This is a genomic window from Streptomyces sp. NPDC058671 (assembly GCF_042716475.1).
Lineage (GTDB): Bacteria > Actinomycetota > Actinomycetes > Streptomycetales > Streptomycetaceae > Streptomyces.
Map to the genome: position 1 here is coordinate 42,687 of NZ_JBHXSA010000034.1, position 17,663 is coordinate 60,349.

At 71.6% G+C, this 17,663-nt stretch carries 15 protein-coding genes; 1 reads left to right on the forward strand and 14 read right to left on the reverse strand.

Annotated elements, in window-relative coordinates; genetic code table 11:
* Window positions 1-150 precede the first annotated feature (150 nt).
* From ACFWV2_RS30565 to pyrR, 14 genes are all read right to left on the reverse strand, one after another.
* Window positions 151-2,298 carry a primosomal protein N' gene (locus tag ACFWV2_RS30565; RefSeq protein WP_384409886.1) on the reverse strand — a complete coding sequence of 716 codons (2,148 nt, stop codon included), beginning with the start codon at window positions 2,296-2,298 and terminating at the stop codon, window positions 151-153.
* 96 nt (window positions 2,299-2,394) lie between these two features.
* Entirely contained in the window at window positions 2,395-3,603 is a 1,209-nt protein-coding gene (gene metK / locus ACFWV2_RS30570; protein ID WP_351216155.1) for a methionine adenosyltransferase, read from the reverse strand.
* 232 nt (window positions 3,604-3,835) lie between these two features.
* A complete protein-coding gene (gene coaBC / locus ACFWV2_RS30575) occupies window positions 3,836-5,050 on the reverse strand; it encodes a bifunctional phosphopantothenoylcysteine decarboxylase/phosphopantothenate--cysteine ligase CoaBC (RefSeq protein WP_384409889.1) in 1,215 nt (404 codons plus the stop codon).
* Between the two features lie 109 nt (window positions 5,051-5,159).
* Window positions 5,160-5,432 (reverse strand): DNA-directed RNA polymerase subunit omega, encoded by a 273-nt coding sequence (gene rpoZ, locus ACFWV2_RS30580; RefSeq protein ID WP_005319902.1) that lies wholly within the window; start codon window positions 5,430-5,432, stop codon window positions 5,160-5,162.
* Between the two features lie 30 nt (window positions 5,433-5,462).
* Window positions 5,463-6,035, reverse strand: a complete 573-nt coding sequence (gene gmk, locus ACFWV2_RS30585; RefSeq protein WP_360792656.1) for a guanylate kinase — start codon at window positions 6,033-6,035, stop codon at window positions 5,463-5,465.
* 73 nt (window positions 6,036-6,108) lie between these two features.
* On the reverse strand, window positions 6,109-6,432 hold the full coding sequence (locus tag ACFWV2_RS30590) for an integration host factor (protein ID WP_030008746.1): 324 nt from the start codon (window positions 6,430-6,432) through the stop codon (window positions 6,109-6,111).
* A gap of 330 nt (window positions 6,433-6,762) precedes the next feature.
* The gene (gene pyrF, locus ACFWV2_RS30595; RefSeq protein ID WP_384409891.1) at window positions 6,763-7,599 is read right to left on the reverse strand and encodes an orotidine-5'-phosphate decarboxylase; all 837 of its coding nucleotides are present in this window, start codon (window positions 7,597-7,599) and stop codon (window positions 6,763-6,765) included.
* Window positions 7,596-8,705, reverse strand: a complete 1,110-nt coding sequence (locus ACFWV2_RS30600) for a quinone-dependent dihydroorotate dehydrogenase (RefSeq protein ID WP_384409893.1) — start codon at window positions 8,703-8,705, stop codon at window positions 7,596-7,598. Before ACFWV2_RS30600 ends, pyrF begins: the two co-directional genes overlap by 4 nt.
* 77 nt (window positions 8,706-8,782) lie before the next feature.
* Window positions 8,783-12,091, reverse strand: a complete 3,309-nt coding sequence (gene carB, locus ACFWV2_RS30605; protein ID WP_384409895.1) for a carbamoyl-phosphate synthase large subunit — start codon at window positions 12,089-12,091, stop codon at window positions 8,783-8,785.
* On the reverse strand, window positions 12,084-13,241 hold the full coding sequence (gene carA / locus ACFWV2_RS30610; protein ID WP_384409898.1) for a glutamine-hydrolyzing carbamoyl-phosphate synthase small subunit: 1,158 nt from the start codon (window positions 13,239-13,241) through the stop codon (window positions 12,084-12,086). Before carA ends, carB begins: the two co-directional genes overlap by 8 nt.
* Entirely contained in the window at window positions 13,238-13,816 is a 579-nt protein-coding gene (locus tag ACFWV2_RS30615; RefSeq protein WP_384409899.1) for a hypothetical protein, read from the reverse strand. Before ACFWV2_RS30615 ends, carA begins: the two co-directional genes overlap by 4 nt.
* Complete coding sequence (locus ACFWV2_RS30620; RefSeq protein ID WP_384409901.1) at window positions 13,813-15,099, reverse strand: dihydroorotase; 1,287 nt, start codon at window positions 15,097-15,099, stop codon at window positions 13,813-13,815. Before ACFWV2_RS30620 ends, ACFWV2_RS30615 begins: the two co-directional genes overlap by 4 nt.
* Window positions 15,100-15,101: 2 nt before the next feature.
* Window positions 15,102-16,082 (reverse strand): aspartate carbamoyltransferase catalytic subunit, encoded by a 981-nt coding sequence (locus ACFWV2_RS30625; protein ID WP_360792642.1) that lies wholly within the window; start codon window positions 16,080-16,082, stop codon window positions 15,102-15,104.
* A gap of 90 nt (window positions 16,083-16,172) precedes the next feature.
* Window positions 16,173-16,739 (reverse strand): bifunctional pyr operon transcriptional regulator/uracil phosphoribosyltransferase PyrR, encoded by a 567-nt coding sequence (gene pyrR, locus ACFWV2_RS30630; protein WP_360792640.1) that lies wholly within the window; start codon window positions 16,737-16,739, stop codon window positions 16,173-16,175.
* 246 nt (window positions 16,740-16,985) lie between these two features.
* Between pyrR and bldD the strand changes: the two genes are divergently transcribed.
* Window positions 16,986-17,486 (forward strand): transcriptional regulator BldD, encoded by a 501-nt coding sequence (gene bldD / locus ACFWV2_RS30635; protein WP_015032294.1) that lies wholly within the window; start codon window positions 16,986-16,988, stop codon window positions 17,484-17,486.
* Window positions 17,487-17,663: the final 177 nt, after the last annotated feature.

Here is a 17,663-nt window from a genome sequence, read left to right on the forward strand (position 1 = left end):
ACCCCGCGTGCGGGCGGGCAGCCGTCCCGCGTGTCCGGACGGTCGGACGGCCGCCCTGACCCCACGCGCGGGGTCAGGGCGGCGTCCCGCGCCCCGGAAGCCCGCAAGGGCCACGGCGGCCGTCCAGCAGGCTCGCCCCGGCGGCCCCCCTCAGCCGATGTCCGGTGGATCGACCCGGATCCGGACCGGGTCCCCGCCGCCCCGGGCCAGCCGGCTCGCACGTGCCTGTTTCAGCGCCGCCGCAAGGGCCGCGCCGCTGCCCGGCGGGACCCGGACCAGAGCGCGGTCCCACTGCTCGCCCGGCGGCGGGTCTCCGGGGCGGCGCGGGCCGCCGGGCCGGACCACCGGCAGCGGCACCGGGCCGAGCACCTCCGCGTCGGGGGGCAGCCCGGCCGCCGCCAGGAATCCTTCGACGGCCTCGGGGGGACCCGTCACCGCGGCCATCCGGGAGACCGGCGGGAAGCCCAGCTCGGCCCGCTCGGCCAGCTCCCGCTGGGCGTGCCCGACCGGGTCCCAGCGGACCAGGGCCTGGACGGGCCGCAGCGTCGGCTCGGCGACCACGACGACCACACCGCCGGCGCCGCCCTCCCCCTGCCCCCGTACGAGCGAGGCCGCGTCGATCCAGCGGCGCAGCGCCTCCTCGCCCGCCCGCAGGTCGGGCCTCCCGAGCATGGCCCAGCCGTCGAGGAGCAGCGCGGCCGCGTAGCCGCCTTCGGCGACGGGCTCGGCGCCCGGGGTCGCCACGACGAGCGCGGGGCGCCCCGGGACGCTGTCCAGGATGTGGTCACGGCCCGAGGTGCGGACCGGCACCGCAGGGAACGCCCGACCGAGTTCCTCCGCCGTCCGCCGCGCGCCGACCACCTGGGCCCGCAGCCGCGTCGCGCCGCAGGCCACGCAGTGCCAGTCGGGAGCGCCGCGTCCGCACCAGCCGCAGCGCAGCTCCTGCTGCTCGGGTGCCTCCAGGGGTCCGGCGCAGTGGCGGCAGCGGGCCGGCGTGCGGCACCGCTCGCAGGCCAGCCTCGGCACGTAGCCGCGCCGGGGGACCTGGACGAGCACCGGCCCGGTCTTGAGCCCCTCCCGTACGGTCTGCCAGGCCAGCGAGGGCAGCCGGGCCGCGCGCGCGGCCTCGTCGCGGGCGAGTTCCCCGTCGCCGACCGTCCGGATCAGCGGGGCGGCCCTGCGGACCTGTTCCCGTCCGGCGGTCAGCGACTGCGCCCAGCCGGTCTCGACGAGCTGGGCGGCCTCGACGGTGCAGCCCGTACTGCCGAGGAGGAAGGCGCACCGGTCGTGGGCGGCGCGGAGCAGCAGCACCTCGCGCGCGTGGGGCTGCGGGGCGTGCGGTTCGCTGTGGCTGCCGTCGCCGTCGTCCCAGATGACGACGAGTCCGAGGTCCCGGACGGGGGCGAACATCGCCGCCCGGGTGCCGACGACGGCCCGCACCGCGCCCCGCCGCACCGCGAGCCACTGCGCGTACCGCTTCTCGGGTCCCGCCTCGGCGGTGAGCAGAGCGTGCCGCCCCTCCCCCAGGACCGAGGTGAGCGCCGCGTCGACGCGTCCCGCCGCCCTTCCGTCCGGTACGACGACGAGCGCGCCCCGGCCGGAGGTCAGGGTGGCGGCGACGGCGCGGGCGATCTCCTCGGCCCAGTACGGTCCCGGCAGCGCGTTCCACACGGCCCGGGGCGCACCACCCTGCGCGAGGGACTCCAGGAAGGCGGGCCCCCGCTCGTACCGCGTCCAGCTTCCCGGCTCCGGTGCGGCCGGCGGTGGCAGCGGCTCCGGTGACGGGCGGCTCTCGGCGCGGGCGCTGCGCGGCGGCACGGCGAGCTGGAGCACGTCCGCGAGGCTTCCCGCGTACCGGTCGGCGACCGCTCGGGCGAGTCCGAGCAGGTCGGGGCCGAGGACCGGCTCGGGTGAGACGACGTCGGCGAGCGCCGCGAGCGGTCCGGAGTAGTCGGAGGTGGCCCGCCGCTCGACGAGGAAGCCGTCGATGAGGCGGCCGCCCTCCCGGCGGCCGTTCTTGACCTGGTGCGCCCCCGCGCCGAAGCGCACCCGCACCCGCACACCGGGCCTCGCGGTCTCGTCCAGTTCCTCGGGCACCGCGTAGTCGAAGAACTGGTCGAGGTGGAGCGAGCCCTTGTTCACCACGACCCGGGCCACGGGCAGCTCCTTGGCGAGCGCGGCGCCCCGCCAGGTCCGCGGCTTGGCCCGGGGCACTTTCGCCTTCCGCACGGTCTCGCGGATGAGCGCGAGCTGTTCGGGCTCGGCGGGCTCCTCGGACCTCTCGTTCTCGCTGCTCACAGCCCCATACCTACCAGACGCCACCGACAGCCGGGCAGAGCGGAGCCCGGCACCCCCACGGGGTACCGGGCTCCGATCGCGTATCGCCGGGGGGGCCTACAGGCCCGCGGCCTGCTTCAGGGCGTCCACACGGTCGGTGCGCTCCCAGGTGAAGTCCGGCAGCTCGCGGCCGAAGTGGCCGTAGGCGGCGGTCTGGGAGTAGATCGGGCGGAGCAGGTCGAGGTCGCGGATGATGGCGGCCGGGCGGAGGTCGAAGACCTCGGCGATGGCGTTCTCGATCTTCTCGTTCTCGACGGTGTTGGTGCCGAAGGTCTCGACGAAGAGGCCGACGGGCTCGGCCTTGCCGATCGCGTAGGCGACCTGGACCTCGCAGCGCGCGGCGAGGCCGGCGGCGACGACGTTCTTGGCGACCCAGCGCATGGCGTAGGCGGCCGAGCGGTCGACCTTGGACGGGTCCTTGCCGGAGAAGGCACCGCCGCCGTGGCGGGCCATGCCGCCGTAGGTGTCGATGATGATCTTGCGACCGGTGAGGCCGGCGTCGCCCATCGGGCCGCCGATCTCGAAGCGCCCGGTCGGGTTCACCAGGAGGCGGTAGCCCTCGGTGTCGAGCTTGATGCCGTCCTCGACGAGCTGCGCGAGCACGTGCTCGACGACGAACTCGCGGATGTCGGGCGCCAGCAGCGACTCCAGGTCGATGTCGGAGGCGTGCTGCGAGGAGACCACGACCGTGTCGAGACGGACGGCCTTGTCCCCGTCGTACTCGATGGTGACCTGGGTCTTGCCGTCGGGACGCAGATAGGGAATGGTGCCGTTCTTGCGGACCTCGGTCAGCCGGCGGGAGAGCCGGTGCGCGATGTGGATCGGCAGCGGCATCAGCTCGGGGGTCTCGTCCGAGGCGTAGCCGAACATCAGCCCCTGGTCGCCGGCGCCCTGCTTGTCCAGCTCGTCCTCATCACCCTCGACCCGCTTCTCGTACGCGGTGTCCACACCCTGGGCGATGTCCGGGGACTGCGACCCGATGGACACCGAGACGCCGCAGGAGGCGCCGTCGAAGCCCTTCTTCGAGGAGTCGTACCCGATCTCGAGGATCTTGTTCCGCACGAGGGTGGGGATGTCGGCCCACGCCTTGGTGGTCACCTCACCGGCGACATGCACGAGACCGGTGGTGATCAGGGTCTCGACGGCGACGCGGGAGGTGGGGTCCTCGCGCAGCAGCGCGTCGAGGATGGTGTCGCTGATCTGGTCAGCGATCTTGTCGGGGTGTCCCTCGGTGACGGACTCCGAGGTGAACAGACGACGGGACACAACGCTCCCTGGGGTTGCAGCGGCTGCTGGCTCTTCGTTGACGGACCGGCAGGGGGCTGCGCCCCAAGACGTTCCGCGGACAGTCTATCGGTCATGGTCGGGCGATGGACCAGGTGTCTCGCCTGGCGAATGCCCTGGGCGGGTGAATCCGGCCCGTACGCGGCGGGACCGTCCCCAGGTGGGGCGCACATCACAGCGCGCGTCGGGAGACGTGCACCGGACCCTTCCTCTGTCAGGTCGCGGAGCGCAGTCGCGGTACGACCAGGTCCCAGACCGTCTCGGCGAGCGCTTCCTTCGGACCGTACGGTACGGGGGTCTCGGCGCCGTCCGACGCGAGCACCACGGCCTCGTTCTCCTCGGAGCCGAAGGTCTTGCGCTCCCCCACCTCGTTGACGACGAGGAGGTCGCAGCCCTTGCGGCGGAGCTTCTCCCGTCCGTTGGCCAGGACGTCGTCGGTCTCGGCGGCGAAGCCGACGACGACCTGGCCCGGCAGGGCGCGGTCGGCGGCGAGCTCGGCGAGGATGTCGGGGTTGCGGACCAGCTCGACGGTGGGGGCGCCGCCGTCGTCCTTCTTCTTGATCTTGCCCGAGGCGTAGACGGCCGGACGGAAGTCGGCGACGGCGGCCGCCATGACCACCGCGTCGGCGTCGGCCACGGCCTTCAGCACGGCCTCGCGGAGCTGGAGCGCGGTGCCGACGTGGACGACGTCGACGCCGGCCGGGTCGGGGATGCCGGTGTTGGCCTCCACGAGGGTGACCCGGGCGCCCCGGGCGGCGGCGGCCCGCGCGAGGGCGTAGCCCTGCTTGCCGGAGGAGCGGTTGCCCAGGTAGCGGACGGGGTCGAGGGGCTCGCGGGTGCCGCCCGCGCTGACCACCACATGCCGTCCGGCGAGGTCGGGGGCGGTGTCGGCGCCGCGCGCCAGGATCCTTCGGCAGACCTCGAAGATCTCGGCCGGGTCGGGCAGCCGGCCCTTGCCGGTGTCGACGCCGGTGAGGCGGCCCACGGCGGGTTCGATGACGACGGCGCCACGTCGCCGCAGGGTCGCCACGTTCTCCTGGGTCGCCGGGTGCTCCCACATCTCGGTGTGCATGGCGGGGGCGAAGACGACGGGACAGCGTGCGGTGAGCAGCGTGTTGGTGAGCAGGTCGTCCGCGAGACCGTGGGCGGCCTTGGCCAGCATGTCGGCGGTCGCCGGGGCGACGACGACGAGGTCGGCGCCCTGCCCGATCCGCACGTGCGGCACCTCGTGGACGGTCTCCCACACCTCCGTCGAGACGGGGTGGCCGGAGAGCGCGGACCAGGTGGCCTCGCCGACGAAGTGGAGGGCGGAGTCGGTGGGGACGACCCGGACGTCGTGGCCCGACTCGGTGAGGCGGCGCAGCAGCTCGCACGCCTTGTAGGCGGCGATGCCGCCGCTCACGCCCAGGACGACCTTCGGCTTGGCCACCACGCCCACTGTTGCTCCCCGCGCTCGGATGCGTACGACTCCATGAGACACCACAGGCCCGGCGGATGTTCCGCCGGGCCTGTGGTGACAAGCGTTACAAGCTGCGTGCTTACTGGGCCGGGCCCTCGATGGCCTCGGACGTCAGCAGACCCGCGTTGATCTCACGCAGGGCGATCGAGAGCGGCTTCTCGTGGACGTGGGTGTCGACCAGCGGACCCACGTACTCCAGCAGGCCCTCGCCGAGCTGGGAGTAGTACGCGTTGATCTGACGCGCGCGCTTGGCCGCGTAGATCACGAGGCTGTACTTCGAGTCCGTGGCCTCGAGCAGCTCGTCGATCGGCGGGTTGATGATGCCCTCGGGCGCAGTGATGGAAGAGGACACGCTCTACCTTCCGAAGATGGAAACCGGGGATCATTCCCCAGAAGTCAACAGCATCAACGTTAGCAGCTCGCGTGCGACGTCCTGGACGGAGGTGTTGACGAGGGTGCTGTCGAACTCCGACTCGGCGGCCAGCTCGACCTTCGCGGCCTCCAGCCGGCGCGCGATCACCTCGGTCGACTCGGTGCCGCGGCCGGTGAGGCGGCGGACCAACTCCTCCCAGCTCGGCGGGGCCAGGAAGACCAGCTGCGACTCGGGCATCGAGTCCTTCACCTGACGGGCGCCCTGGAGGTCGATCTCCAGGAGCACCGGCTCGCCGGCGTCGAGGCGCTCGAGGACGGCACCGCGCGGGGTGCCGTAGCGGTTGCCCGCGAACTCGGCCCACTCGAGGAGCTCACCGTTGGCGATCAGCTTGTCGAACTCGTCGTCCGTCACGAAGAAGTAGTGGACGCCGTGCTTCTCGCCGGGGCGGGGCTTCCGGGTCGTCGCCGACACCGAGAGCCAGACCTCGGGGTGGACCTTGCGCATATGAGCGACGACCGTGCTCTTACCGACCCCTGAGGGGCCGGAGAGCACGGTCAGCCGCGGACGTGCCTCTGCTGCCATGCAGCGATTATTCCAGCTTCACCGGGGTGCCCGGGACGTGCGTCCCGGATCGGCGGCCGGACCGGGCACCGGATCAGGCGCCGGTGCTGCCGAACTCGCGCTCCAGGGAGGCGATCTGGTTGGAACCGAGGCCGCGCACCCGGCGGCTCTCGGAGATCCCGAGGCGCTCCATGATCTGCTTGGCGCGGACCTTGCCCACGCCGGGGAGCGACTCGAGGAGTGCGGAGACCTTCATCTTGCCGATGACGTCGTTCTCCTGGCCGGTCTTGATGACCTCCTGGAGGGAGGCGCCGGAGTGCTTGAGTCGATTCTTGACCTCGGCCCGCTCCCGGCGAGCCGCGGCGGCCTTCTCGAGCGCGGCTGCGCGCTGTTCAGGGGTAAGGGGCGGAAGAGCCACGCCTACGTCACCTCGGATGTCGATCTGTCGGATACGGACCGGTGAGGAACCCAGTGCCCCACACCAGTGGAGCAACGAACAACGCAGGGGGCGTTGAACGCCTGCTCTGCCCCGGAGACTAGCGGCCGAGACCGCTCCAGTCAGCGAGAACAGCGGAAAAGTCCTGGTCAGCATCGACTGACCGGGACTTTTCCGGCATAACGACCCGGTTTTGCGCCAAGTTTTCGTCAAAGAGTGAGACGGCCCGGTGAGACGGTGCGTCTCACCGGGCCGAAACGGCTCCGAAACCGGGGAGCTCAGGCTCCCACCTGCGCATTGACCCCGGAGCTCCTACGCGGCGACGGCCGCGCGGATCTCGTCCGCGTACCGGAGAGCCGAGTTCCGCAGGGCGGTCGCGTCCGGGCCGTGCCGCAGGACGCCGCGGCTGACGTTCGGGACGACGTTGCCCACCGCGGCGCCGAAGACGGCGGGGAGGTCCGCCGGGGTCGCGCCCTGGGCGCCGATGCCGGGGGCGAGGAGCGGCCCGTTGATGTCCAGGTCGAACGTGGACAGGTCGCCGAGGGTGGCGCCGACGACCGCGCCGAAGGAGCCCATCGGGGTCTCCCCCGCGTTCTCCGCGGCCAGGTGGGCCAGCATGGTCGCGCCGATCGTGCGGCCGTCCTCCCGGACGGCCCGCTGGACCTCCGCGCCCTCCGGGTTGGAGGTGAGGGCGAGGACGAAGAGACCGGCGCCGGACTCGCGGGCCAGGTCGACGGCCGGCTTCAGGGAGCCGTACCCGAGGTACGGGGAGACCGTCAGCGCGTCGGAGAACAGCGGGGAGTCCTCGCGCAGGAAGGTCTCCGCGTAGGCGGCCATGGTGGAGCCGATGTCCCCGCGCTTGGCGTCCATGACGACCAGGCCGCCCGCCGCGCGCAGATCGGCGACCGCCCGCTCCAGGACGGCGACACCACGCGAGCCGAAGCGCTCGAAGAACGCGGACTGCGGCTTGAAGACGGCTACGGTGTCGGCGAGGGCCTCCACGACGGTGAACGTGAACCGTTCGAGACCGGCGATGTCGTCGCTCAGGCCCCAGGAGTCCAGCAGGGCGGCGTGCGGGTCGATGCCGACGCACAGCGGGCCGCGCTCGTCCATGGCGGAGCGCAGACGGGTACCGAAGGAGAGCGTCACGGGGTGGCCTTCCGGTTGTCGGCGCCGACGGCCTCGGCGAGGGTGGCGTACGGGGAGGTGGCGAGCCGCGCGGCGAGGCCCTTGTGGATCGCGCGGGCGTAGAACGGGCCCTCGTAGACGAAGGCGCTGTACCCCTGGATCAGGGTGGCGCCGGCCAGGATGCGCTGCCAGGCGTCCTCGGCGTTCTCGATGCCCCCGACGCCCACGAGGACCAGGCGGTCGCCCACGCGCGCGTGGAGGCGCCTGAGCACCGCGAGGGAGCGCTCCTTGACGGGGGCGCCGGACAGGCCGCCGGTCTCCCCGACCAGCTCCGGGTCGGACGTCAGGCCGAGGCCCTCGCGGGCGATGGTGGTGTTGGTGGCGATGATGCCGTCGAGGCCGAGCTCCAGGGCCAGGTCGGCGACGGCGTCGACGTCCTCGTCGGCCAGGTCGGGGGCGATCTTGACCAGGAGCGGGACGCGGCGGTCGGTGACCGTGCGGTCGGCCGCCTCACGCACCGCCGTGAGGAGCGGGCGCAGTGACTCGGTGGCCTGGAGGTTGCGCAGTCCCGGGGTGTTCGGGGAGGAGACGTTCACCACGAGGTAGTCGGCGTGCGCGGCGAGGCGCTCCGTGGACTTCACGTAGTCGGCGGCTGCCTCGGCCTCGGGGACGACCTTGGTCTTGCCGATGTTGACGCCGACGACGGTCCTGAAGACCGGTACGCGCGCGCGCAGGCGCTCGGCGACGGCGGCGGAGCCCTCGTTGTTGAAGCCCATGCGGTTGATCAGGGCGCGGTCCGGGATCAGCCGGAAGAGGCGCTTCCTGGGGTTGCCGGGCTGGGCCTCGCCGGTGACCGTGCCGATCTCGACGTGGTCGAAGCCGAGCATCGACATGCCGTCGATGGCGACGGCGTTCTTGTCGAAGCCGGCGGCGAGTCCGAAGGGGCCGTGCATGCGCAGGCCGAGGGCCTCGGTGCGCAGCTCCTTGTACCGGGGGGCCAGGACGGCGGCGACGAAGGTCCGCAGCACCGGGGTGCGGGCGGCGAGCCGGATCCAGCGGAAGGCGAGGTGGTGGGCCTTCTCGGGGTCCATGCGCTTGAAGACGAGGTCGAAGAAGAACTTGTACATGTGTGTCCGGTCCAGGTCTGCTCATGGCGAGGGGGACACCGCAGGTCCTGCCGGTGTCCCCCTCGTCGTACGGGCTGCTAGTCGCGGGCCGCGGTCAGGTGCTCCGCGTGCTCCTGGAGCGAGCGGACGCCGACGTCGCCCCGGTTGAGCGCGTCGATGCCCTGGACGGCCGCGGCGAGCGCCTGGACCGTGGTGAGACAGGGGACGCTGCGCGCCACCGCCGCCGTACGGATCTCGTAGCCGTCGAGGCGGCCGCCGGTGCCGTACGGGGTGTTGACGATCAGGTCGACCTGGCCGTCGTGGATGAGCTGGACGATCGTCTTCTCGCCGTTCGGGCCCTCGCCCTCGCTCAGCTTGCGCACGACCGTGGCGTTGAGGCCGTTGCGCTTGAGGACCTCGGCGGTGCCGGAGGTGGCGAGCAGCTCGAAGCCGTGGGCGACGAGCTCGCGGGCCGGGAAGATCATCGAGCGCTTGTCGCGGTTGGCGACCGAGATGAACGCGCGGCCCTTGGTGGGCAGCGGGCCGTAGGCGCCGGCCTGCGACTTGGCGTAGGCCGTGCCGAAGACCGCGTCGATGCCCATGACCTCGCCGGTGGAGCGCATCTCCGGGCCGAGGACGGTGTCCACACCGCGGCCGTGGACGTCGCGGAAGCGCGACCACGGCATCACGGCCTCCTTGACGGAGATCGGCGCGTCGAGCGGCAGGGTGCCGCCGTCGCCGGTCTTCGGCAGCAGGCCCTCGGCGCGCAGCTCGGCGATGGTGGCGCCGAGCGAGATGCGGGCGGCGGCCTTCGCGAGCGGGACGGCGGTCGCCTTCGAGGTGAAGGGGACGGTCCGGGAGGCGCGCGGGTTGGCCTCCAGGACGTAGAGGATGTCACCGGCCATGGCGAACTGGATGTTGATCAGACCGCGCACGCCGACGCCCTTGGCGATGGCCTCGGTGGAGGCGCGCAGGCGCTTGATGTCGAAGCCGCCGAGGGTGATCGGGGGCAGGGCGCAGGCCGAGTCGCCGGAGTGGATGCCGGCTTCCTCGATGTGCTCCATGACGCCGCCGAGGTACAGCTCCTCGCCGTCGTAGAGCGCGTCGACGTCGATCTCGATGGCGTCGTCGAGGAAGCGATCGACCAGGACCGGCCGGGTGGGACTGATCTCCGTGGACTCCGCGATGTACGACTCCAGGCGGGCCTCGTCGTACACGATCTCCATGCCGCGGCCGCCGAGCACGTACGAGGGGCGCACGAGAACGGGGTAGCCGATCTCGTCGGCGATGGCCTTGGCGCCGGCGAAGGTGGTCGCGGTGCCGTGCTTGGGGGCGGGAAGACCGGCCTCGGCGAGGACCTGGCCGAAGGCGCCGCGGTCCTCGGCGGCGTGGATGGCCTCGGGGGAGGTGCCGACGACCGTCACGCCGTTGTCCTTGAGCGCCTGCGAGAGGCCCAGCGGGGTCTGGCCGCCGAGCTGGACGACGACACCGGCGACGGGGCCGGCCAGCGTCTCGGCGTGGACGATCTCCAGGACGTCCTCGAGCGTCAGCGGCTCGAAGTACAGGCGGTCGGAGGTGTCGTAGTCCGTGGAGACGGTCTCCGGGTTGCAGTTGACCATCACGGTCTCGTAGCCGGCGTCGCTCAGGGCGAAGGAGGCGTGGACGCAGGAGTAGTCGAACTCGATGCCCTGGCCGATGCGGTTCGGACCGGAGCCCAGGATGATCACCGCGGGCTTCTCGCGCGGGGCGACCTCGCTCTCCTCGTCGTAGGACGAGTAGAAGTACGGGGTCTTGGCGGCGAACTCGGCGGCGCAGGTGTCGACCGTCTTGTAGACCGGGCGGACGCCGAGGGCGTGCCTGACCTCACGGACGACGTCCTCGCGCAGGCCGCGGATCTCGCCGATCTGGGCATCGGAGAAGCCGTGCCGCTTGGCCTCGGCGAGGATCTCCGGGTGGAGCTTGTCGGCGGCGGCCAGCTCGTCGGCGATCTCCTTGATCAGGAAGAGCTGGTCGACGAACCACGGGTCGATCTTCGTGGCGTCGAAGACCTCCTGCGGGGTGGCACCGGCCCGGATGGCCTGCATGACGGTGTTGATGCGGCCGTCGGTCGGGCGGACGGCCTGCTCCAGGAGGAGGGCCTTGTCGCCGGGCTCGCCGACGAAGGTGAACTGCGAGCCCTTCTTCTCCAGGGAGCGCAGGGCCTTCTGCAGCGCCTCGGTGAAGTTGCGGCCGATCGCCATGGCCTCGCCGACCGACTTCATGGTCGTGGTCAGCGTGGAGTCGGCGGAGGGGAACTTCTCGAAGGCGAAGCGCGGGGCCTTGACGACGACGTAGTCGAGCGTCGGCTCGAAGGACGCCGGCGTCTTCTCCGTGATGTCGTTCGGGATCTCGTCCAGCGTGTAGCCGACGGCGAGACGGGCCGCGATCTTGGCGATCGGGAAACCGGTCGCCTTGGAGGCGAGCGCCGAGGAACGGGAGACGCGCGGGTTCATCTCGATGACGATGATCCGGCCGTCGTCCGGGTTGACCGCGAACTGGATGTTGCAGCCGCCGGTGTCGACGCCGACCTCGCGGATGATCGCGATGCCGATGTCACGAAGCCGCTGGTACTCGCGGTCGGTGAGGGTCATCGAGGGGGCGACGGTGATCGAGTCACCGGTGTGGACGCCCATGGGGTCGAAGTTCTCGATGGAGCAGACGACCACGACGTTGTCGTTCTTGTCGCGCATCAGCTCCAGCTCGTACTCCTTCCAGCCGAGGATGGACTCCTCCAGGAGCACCTCGGTGGTCGGGGAGAGCGTCAGGCCCTGGCCGGCGATGCGGCGCAGCTCCTCCTCGTCGTGGGCGAAGCCGGAGCCGGCGCCGCCCATGGTGAAGGAGGGGCGGACGACGACGGGGTAGCCGCCGAGGGTGTCGACACCCTTGATGACGTCGTCCATGGAGTGGCAGATGACCGAGCGGGCGGACTCGCCGTAACCGATCTTGGCCTTGACGGCCTCGACGACGCCCTTGAAGAGGTCGCGGTCCTCGCCCTTGTTGATCGCCTCGACGTTGGCACCGATGAGCTCGACGCCGTACTTCTCCAGGACGCCCTGCTCGTGCATGGAGATCGCGGTGTTGAGCGCGGTCTGGCCGCCGAGGGTGGGCAGGAGCGCGTCGGGGCGCTCCTTGGCGATGATCTTCTCGACGAACTCGGGGGTGATCGGCTCGACGTACGTGGCGTCGGCGATCTCCGGGTCGGTCATGATCGTGGCCGGGTTGGAGTTGACCAGGATCACCCGCAGGCCCTCGGCCTTGAGGACGCGGCAGGCCTGGGTGCCGGAGTAGTCGAACTCGGCGGCCTGTCCGATGACGATCGGGCCGGAGCCGATGACCAGGACGGACTGGATATCGGTGCGCTTAGGCACGCTCGGCCTCCATCTGGGCGGTTTCCATCAAAGACGTGAAGCGGTCGAACAGGTACGCGGCGTCGTGCGGGCCCGCGGCCGCCTCGGGGTGGTACTGGACGGAGAAGGCCGGCCGGTCGAGCAGCTGGAGGCCTTCGACGACCTGGTCGTTCAGGCAGACGTGGGAGACCTCGGCGCGCCCGTAGGGGGTGTCGGAGACCTCGTCGAGCGGCGCGTCGACGGCGAAGCCGTGGTTGTGCGCGGTGATCTCGACCTTGCCGGTCGTACGGTCCTGGACCGGCTGGTTGATGCCCCGGTGGCCGTACTTCAGCTTGTAGGTGCCGAAGCCGAGGGCCCGGCCGAGGATCTGGTTGCCGAAGCAGATGCCGAAGAGCGGCGTCCCGCGCTCCAGGACGGCCCGCATGACGGCGACGGGGCCGTCGGCGGTGGCGGGGTCGCCGGGTCCGTTGGAGAAGAACACGCCGTCCGGGTTCACCGCGTAGATGTCCTCGGCGGTGGCGGTGGCGGGCAGCACGTGGACCTCGATGCCGCGCTCGGCCATCCGGTGCGGGGTCATGCCCTTGATGCCGAGGTCGACGGCTGCGACGGTGAACCTCTTCTCACCCATCGCGGGGACGACGTACGCCTCCTTGGTGGCGACCTCGGCGGCGAGGTTCGCGCCCTTCATCTGCGGCTGCGCCTGGACCTTGGCGAGCAGGGCGGCCCCGTCGGCCACCGCGTCGCCGGAGAAGATGCCGACGCGCATGGCGCCGCGCTCGCGCAGGTGGCGGGTGAGGGCGCGGGTGTCGATGCCGGAGATGCCGACGACGCCCTGGCGCTCCAGCTCCTCGTCGAGGGTGCGGGTGGCGCGCCAGTTGGAGGAGACGCGGGCGGGGTCGCGGACGACGTAGCCGGAGACCCAGATGCGGCCGGACTCGGGGTCGTCGTCGTTGACGCCGGTGTTGCCGACGTGCGGGGAGGTCATGACCACGACCTGCCGGTGGTACGACGGGTCGGTGAGGGTCTCCTGGTAGCCGGACATGCCGGTGGAGAACACGGCCTCGCCGAAGGTCTCCCCCACGGCCCCGTAGGCGCGGCCGCTGAAGGTGCGGCCGTCCTCCAGGACGAGTACGGCGGGGATCTTGGCGGTCCCCCTGGTGGAGGTCGTCATCGTGCGATGCCTTCCGTCGTGGTTGCGGGGTTCATGGAGTTGATGGCGTCGACCCAGGCGGTGTGCTCGGCCGCCCGGTCGGAGCGGAAGCCGGAGTCGAGCAGGGTGTCGCCGTGCGCCCAGGTGACGACCAGCAGGCCTCCCTCGGCGAGGACCTTGCCGGCGATGCCCTTGTCGAGGCGCGCCTCGCGCAGGGCCTCGGCCGGGACGAAGAAGTCGTTCGCGCCGGGCCGTACGACCGCGAGCCCGGCGTCGGTGAGCGTGAGCTCGACGCGGCTGCGGGTGCCGAGACCGTGGGCGACGATCCGGTCGAGCCACTGCCCGGCGGTCGTGGACCCGTGGTAGCGCCCGCTGAGGGTCAGCTTCGCCGCACCGGCCGTCGGAGGCGCGGTGGGGAGCTCGGGGAGGTCCGACTGGAGGCTGCCGCGCCATTTCCAGCCCTGGCGCATCAGCCAGTACACGAAGGCGATGAAGAGCAGCAGTCCGGCGACCCAGCCGAGCCGTCCGGCCCAGTCGGTCACCTCCGCCGACTTCTGCTCGGCAGCCTCTGCGGCGATTGCGATGAGTGGTGTCACGCCAGCTTCCCGTCCACGACCGTTGCCCGGCCCCGCAGGATGGTGTGGGTGACGCGTCCCGGCAGCTCGCGTCCCTCGTAGGGGGTGTTGCGGCTGCGGGAGGCGAAGTCCGCGGGGTCCACGACTCCACGGTAAGCCGGATCGACCAGCGTCAGGTTCGCGGGCTCACCTGCCGAGACGGGTCGTCCGTGGCCCTTGGCCCCTCCGATGCGGGCGGGCGCGAAGGACATGCGGTCGGCGACGCCGGCCCAGTCGAGCAGTCCGGTCTCCACCATCGTCTGCTGGACGACGGAGAGCGCGGTCTCCAGGCCGACCATGCCCATGGCGGCAGCGGCCCACTCGCAGTCCTTGTCCTCGTGCGGGTGGGGGGCGTGGTCGGTGGCGACGATGTCGATCGTGCCGTCGGCCAGCGCCTCGCGCAGCGCGAGGACGTCCTTCTCGGTGCGCAGCGGCGGGTTGACCTTGTAGACCGGGTTGTACGAGCGGACCAGCTCGTCCGTGAGGAGGAGGTGGTGCGGGGTGACCTCGGCGGTGACGTCGATGCCGCGGGACTTGGCCCAGCGGACGATCTCGACGGAGCCCGCGGTGGAGAGGTGGCAGATGTGGACGCGGGAGCCGACGTGTTCGGCGAGGAGGACGTCGCGGGCGATGATCGACTCCTCGGCGACGGCCGGCCAGCCGCCGAGGCCGAGCTCGGCGGAGACGATGCCCTCGTTCATCTGGGCGCCTTCGGTGAGGCGGGGCTCCTGGGCGTGCTGGGCGACGACGCCGCCGAAGGCCTTCACGTACTCCAGGGCGCGGCGCATGATCACGGCGTCGTCGACGCACTTGCCGTCGTCGGAGAAGACGGTGACGCCGGCGGCGGAGTCGTGCATGGCACCGAGTTCGGCGAGCTTCCTGCCTTCGAGGCCGACGGTGACGGCGCCGATGGGCTGCACGTCGCAGTAGCCGGACTCCTTGCCGAGGCGGTAGACCTGCTCGACGACGCCGGCGGTGTCGGCGACCGGGTGGGTGTTGGCCATGGCGAAGACGGCGGTGTAGCCGCCGGAGGCGGCTGCGCGGGTGCCCGTGAGGACGGTCTCGGAGTCCTCGCGGCCGGGCTCGCGCAGATGGGTGTGGAGGTCGACGAGGCCGGGCAGCAGGATCTGGCCCCGGGCGTCGATCACGGTGGCGCCCTCGGCGGAGAGGTCCGTCCCGGTCCCGGCGATGGTCTCGCCGTCGATCAGGACGTCCTGGACCTCGCCGCCCAGCACCTGCGCACCGCGGATAAGGATCTTGCTCATGGTTACTTGTTCTCCTCGGTGCGGGGGGTGGGGGTGGCGGAGTCGTTGCCGCCCAGGAGCAGGTAGAGGACCGCCATCCGGATGGAGACGCCGTTGGCGACCTGCTCGACGACCGTGCAGCGGTCGGAGTCGGCGACCTCGGCGGTGATCTCCATGCCGCGGACCATGGGGCCGGGGTGCATGACGATGGCGTGCTCGGGCATCCTCGCCATCCGGTCGCCGTCGAGCCCGTACCGCCGCGAGTACTCGCGCTCGGTCGGGAAGAAGGCGGCGTTCATCCGCTCTCGCTGCACACGCAGCATCATGACCGCGTCGGACTTCGGCAGCACGCGGTCGAGGTCGTACGAGATCTCGCAGGGCCAGGTCTCGACGCCGACGGGGACCAGGGTGGGCGGGGCCACCAGGGTGACCTCGGCGCCGAGGGTGTGCAGCAGGTCGACGTTGGAGCGGGCGACCCGGCTGTGCAGTACGTCGCCGACGAGCGTGATCCGCTTGCCGGCCAGGTCCTGGCCGAGTCCGGCGTCCCGGCCGACCAGGCGGCGGCGCATGGTGAAGGCGTCCAGGAGGGCCTGGGTGGGGTGCTGGTGGGTGCCGTCGCCGGCGTTGACGACGGGGGCGTCGATCCAGCCGGAGGTGGCGAGGCGGTACGGGGCGCCGGAGGCGCTGTGCCGGATGACGACCGCGTCGACGCCCATGGCCTCCAGGGTCTGCGCGGTGTCCTTGAGGGATTCGCCCTTGGAGACGCTGGAGCCCTTGGCCGTGAAGTTGATCACATCGGCGGAGAGGCGCTTCTCGGCGGCCTCGAAGGAGATCCGGGTCCGGGTGGAGTCCTCGAAGAAGAGGTTGCAGATGGTCCGGCCGCGCAGCGTCGGCAGCTTCCTGATGGGCCGGTCGGCCACCCGGGCCATCTCTTCGGCGGTGTCGAGGATCAGGACGGCGTCGTCGCGGGTGAGGTCGGCGGCCGAGATGAGGTGACGCATCATCGGGGTGTCTCTCCGTCGTGGGGAGGTGTGAGGGCGTGCCGGGGCGCAGGGGTGTGCCCCGGCCCCGCGGGGGGAAGGAAGCCGGTCCGGCTAGGCGGAGGGCCTGGCACCGAGCAGGACGGTGTCGCGACCGTCCTCCTCGGCGAGCTGGACCTTGACCGTCTCCCGCAGCGACGTGGGGAGGTTCTTGCCGACGTAGTCGGCGCGGATCGGGAGCTCGCGGTGGCCGCGGTCGACGAGGACGGCGAGCTGGACCGCGCGGGGGCGGCCGATGTCGCCGAGGGCGTCGAGGGCGGCGCGGATGGTGCGGCCGGAGAAGAGCACGTCGTCGACGAGGACGACGAGGCGGCCGTCGATGCCGTCACCGGGGATCTCGGTGCGGCCGATGGCGCGCGCCGGCTTCATCCGCAGGTCGTCCCGGTACATGGTGATGTCGAGGGACCCGACCGGGATCTTGGCGCCGGTGATCGATTCGAGCTTCTCGGCGAGCCGGCGGGCGAGGAAGACACCGCGGGTGGGAATGCCGAGGAGGACCACGTCGTCGGCGCCTTTGGCGCGCTCGACGATCTCGTGGGCGATGCGGGTCAGGACCCGCGCGATGTCGGGGGCCTCGAGAACGGGCCGCGCGTCGTCGCCGTACTGCTGCTGGGTGTCCATGAAGAAACGGACCTCCTTCTCCGCCTCACGGGACGGCTCTTAAAGGACGTCGGATTTGCGACGTCAACGTTACCAGGGACGGACGGACGCCGTGGGCGCACCCCCGTCGCCGCTTTGGGCGCCGTCCCCCGCGAGGGGGCGGTACGGACCTTTCGGCTTGACGGGTAGGTGTAACGCTGCGTAACCTCACAGTGAGTTACCAGCCGCGCGGCGCAGCCGCATGTCGTCACAGCGTCCGGGAGCGTTATGTCCAGCGAATACGCAAAGCAGCTCGGGGCCAAACTCCGGGCCATCCGCACCCAGCAGGGTCTCTCCCTCCACGGGGTGGAGGAGAAGTCCCAGGGCCGCTGGAAGGCCGTCGTGGTCGGTTCGTACGAGCGCGGCGACCGTGCGGTGACCGTGCAGCGTCTTGCCGAGCTGGCCGACTTCTACGGGGTGCCGGTGCAGGAGCTCCTGCCGGGCACGACCCCTGGCGGGGCCGCCGAGCCGCCGCCGAAGCTGGTCCTGGACCTGGAGCGGCTGGCGCACGTCCCGCAGGAGAAGGCCGGCCCGCTCCAGCGCTACGCCGCGACGATCCAGTCGCAGCGCGGCGACTACAACGGCAAGGTGCTGTCGATCCGTCAGGACGACCTGCGCACTCTCGCCGTCATCTACGACCAGTCCCCCTCGGTCCTCACCGAGCAGCTGATCAGCTGGGGCGTGCTCGACGCGGACGCGCGCCGCGCGGTCGCCCACGAGGAGAACTGACCCCTTACGAGGGCAGAGAAGAAACGTAACGCCGGGCTCCTGGACGTCAGCTGACGTCCAGGAGCCCGGTGCTTTTGGTGGCCACCGGCGCCCGACACCCGACCCGGCATCCGGCATCCGGCGGAAGCCGAGGGGACAGCACCCGGCAGACGTCGAAGGGGCCCGGAGCACGAGTGC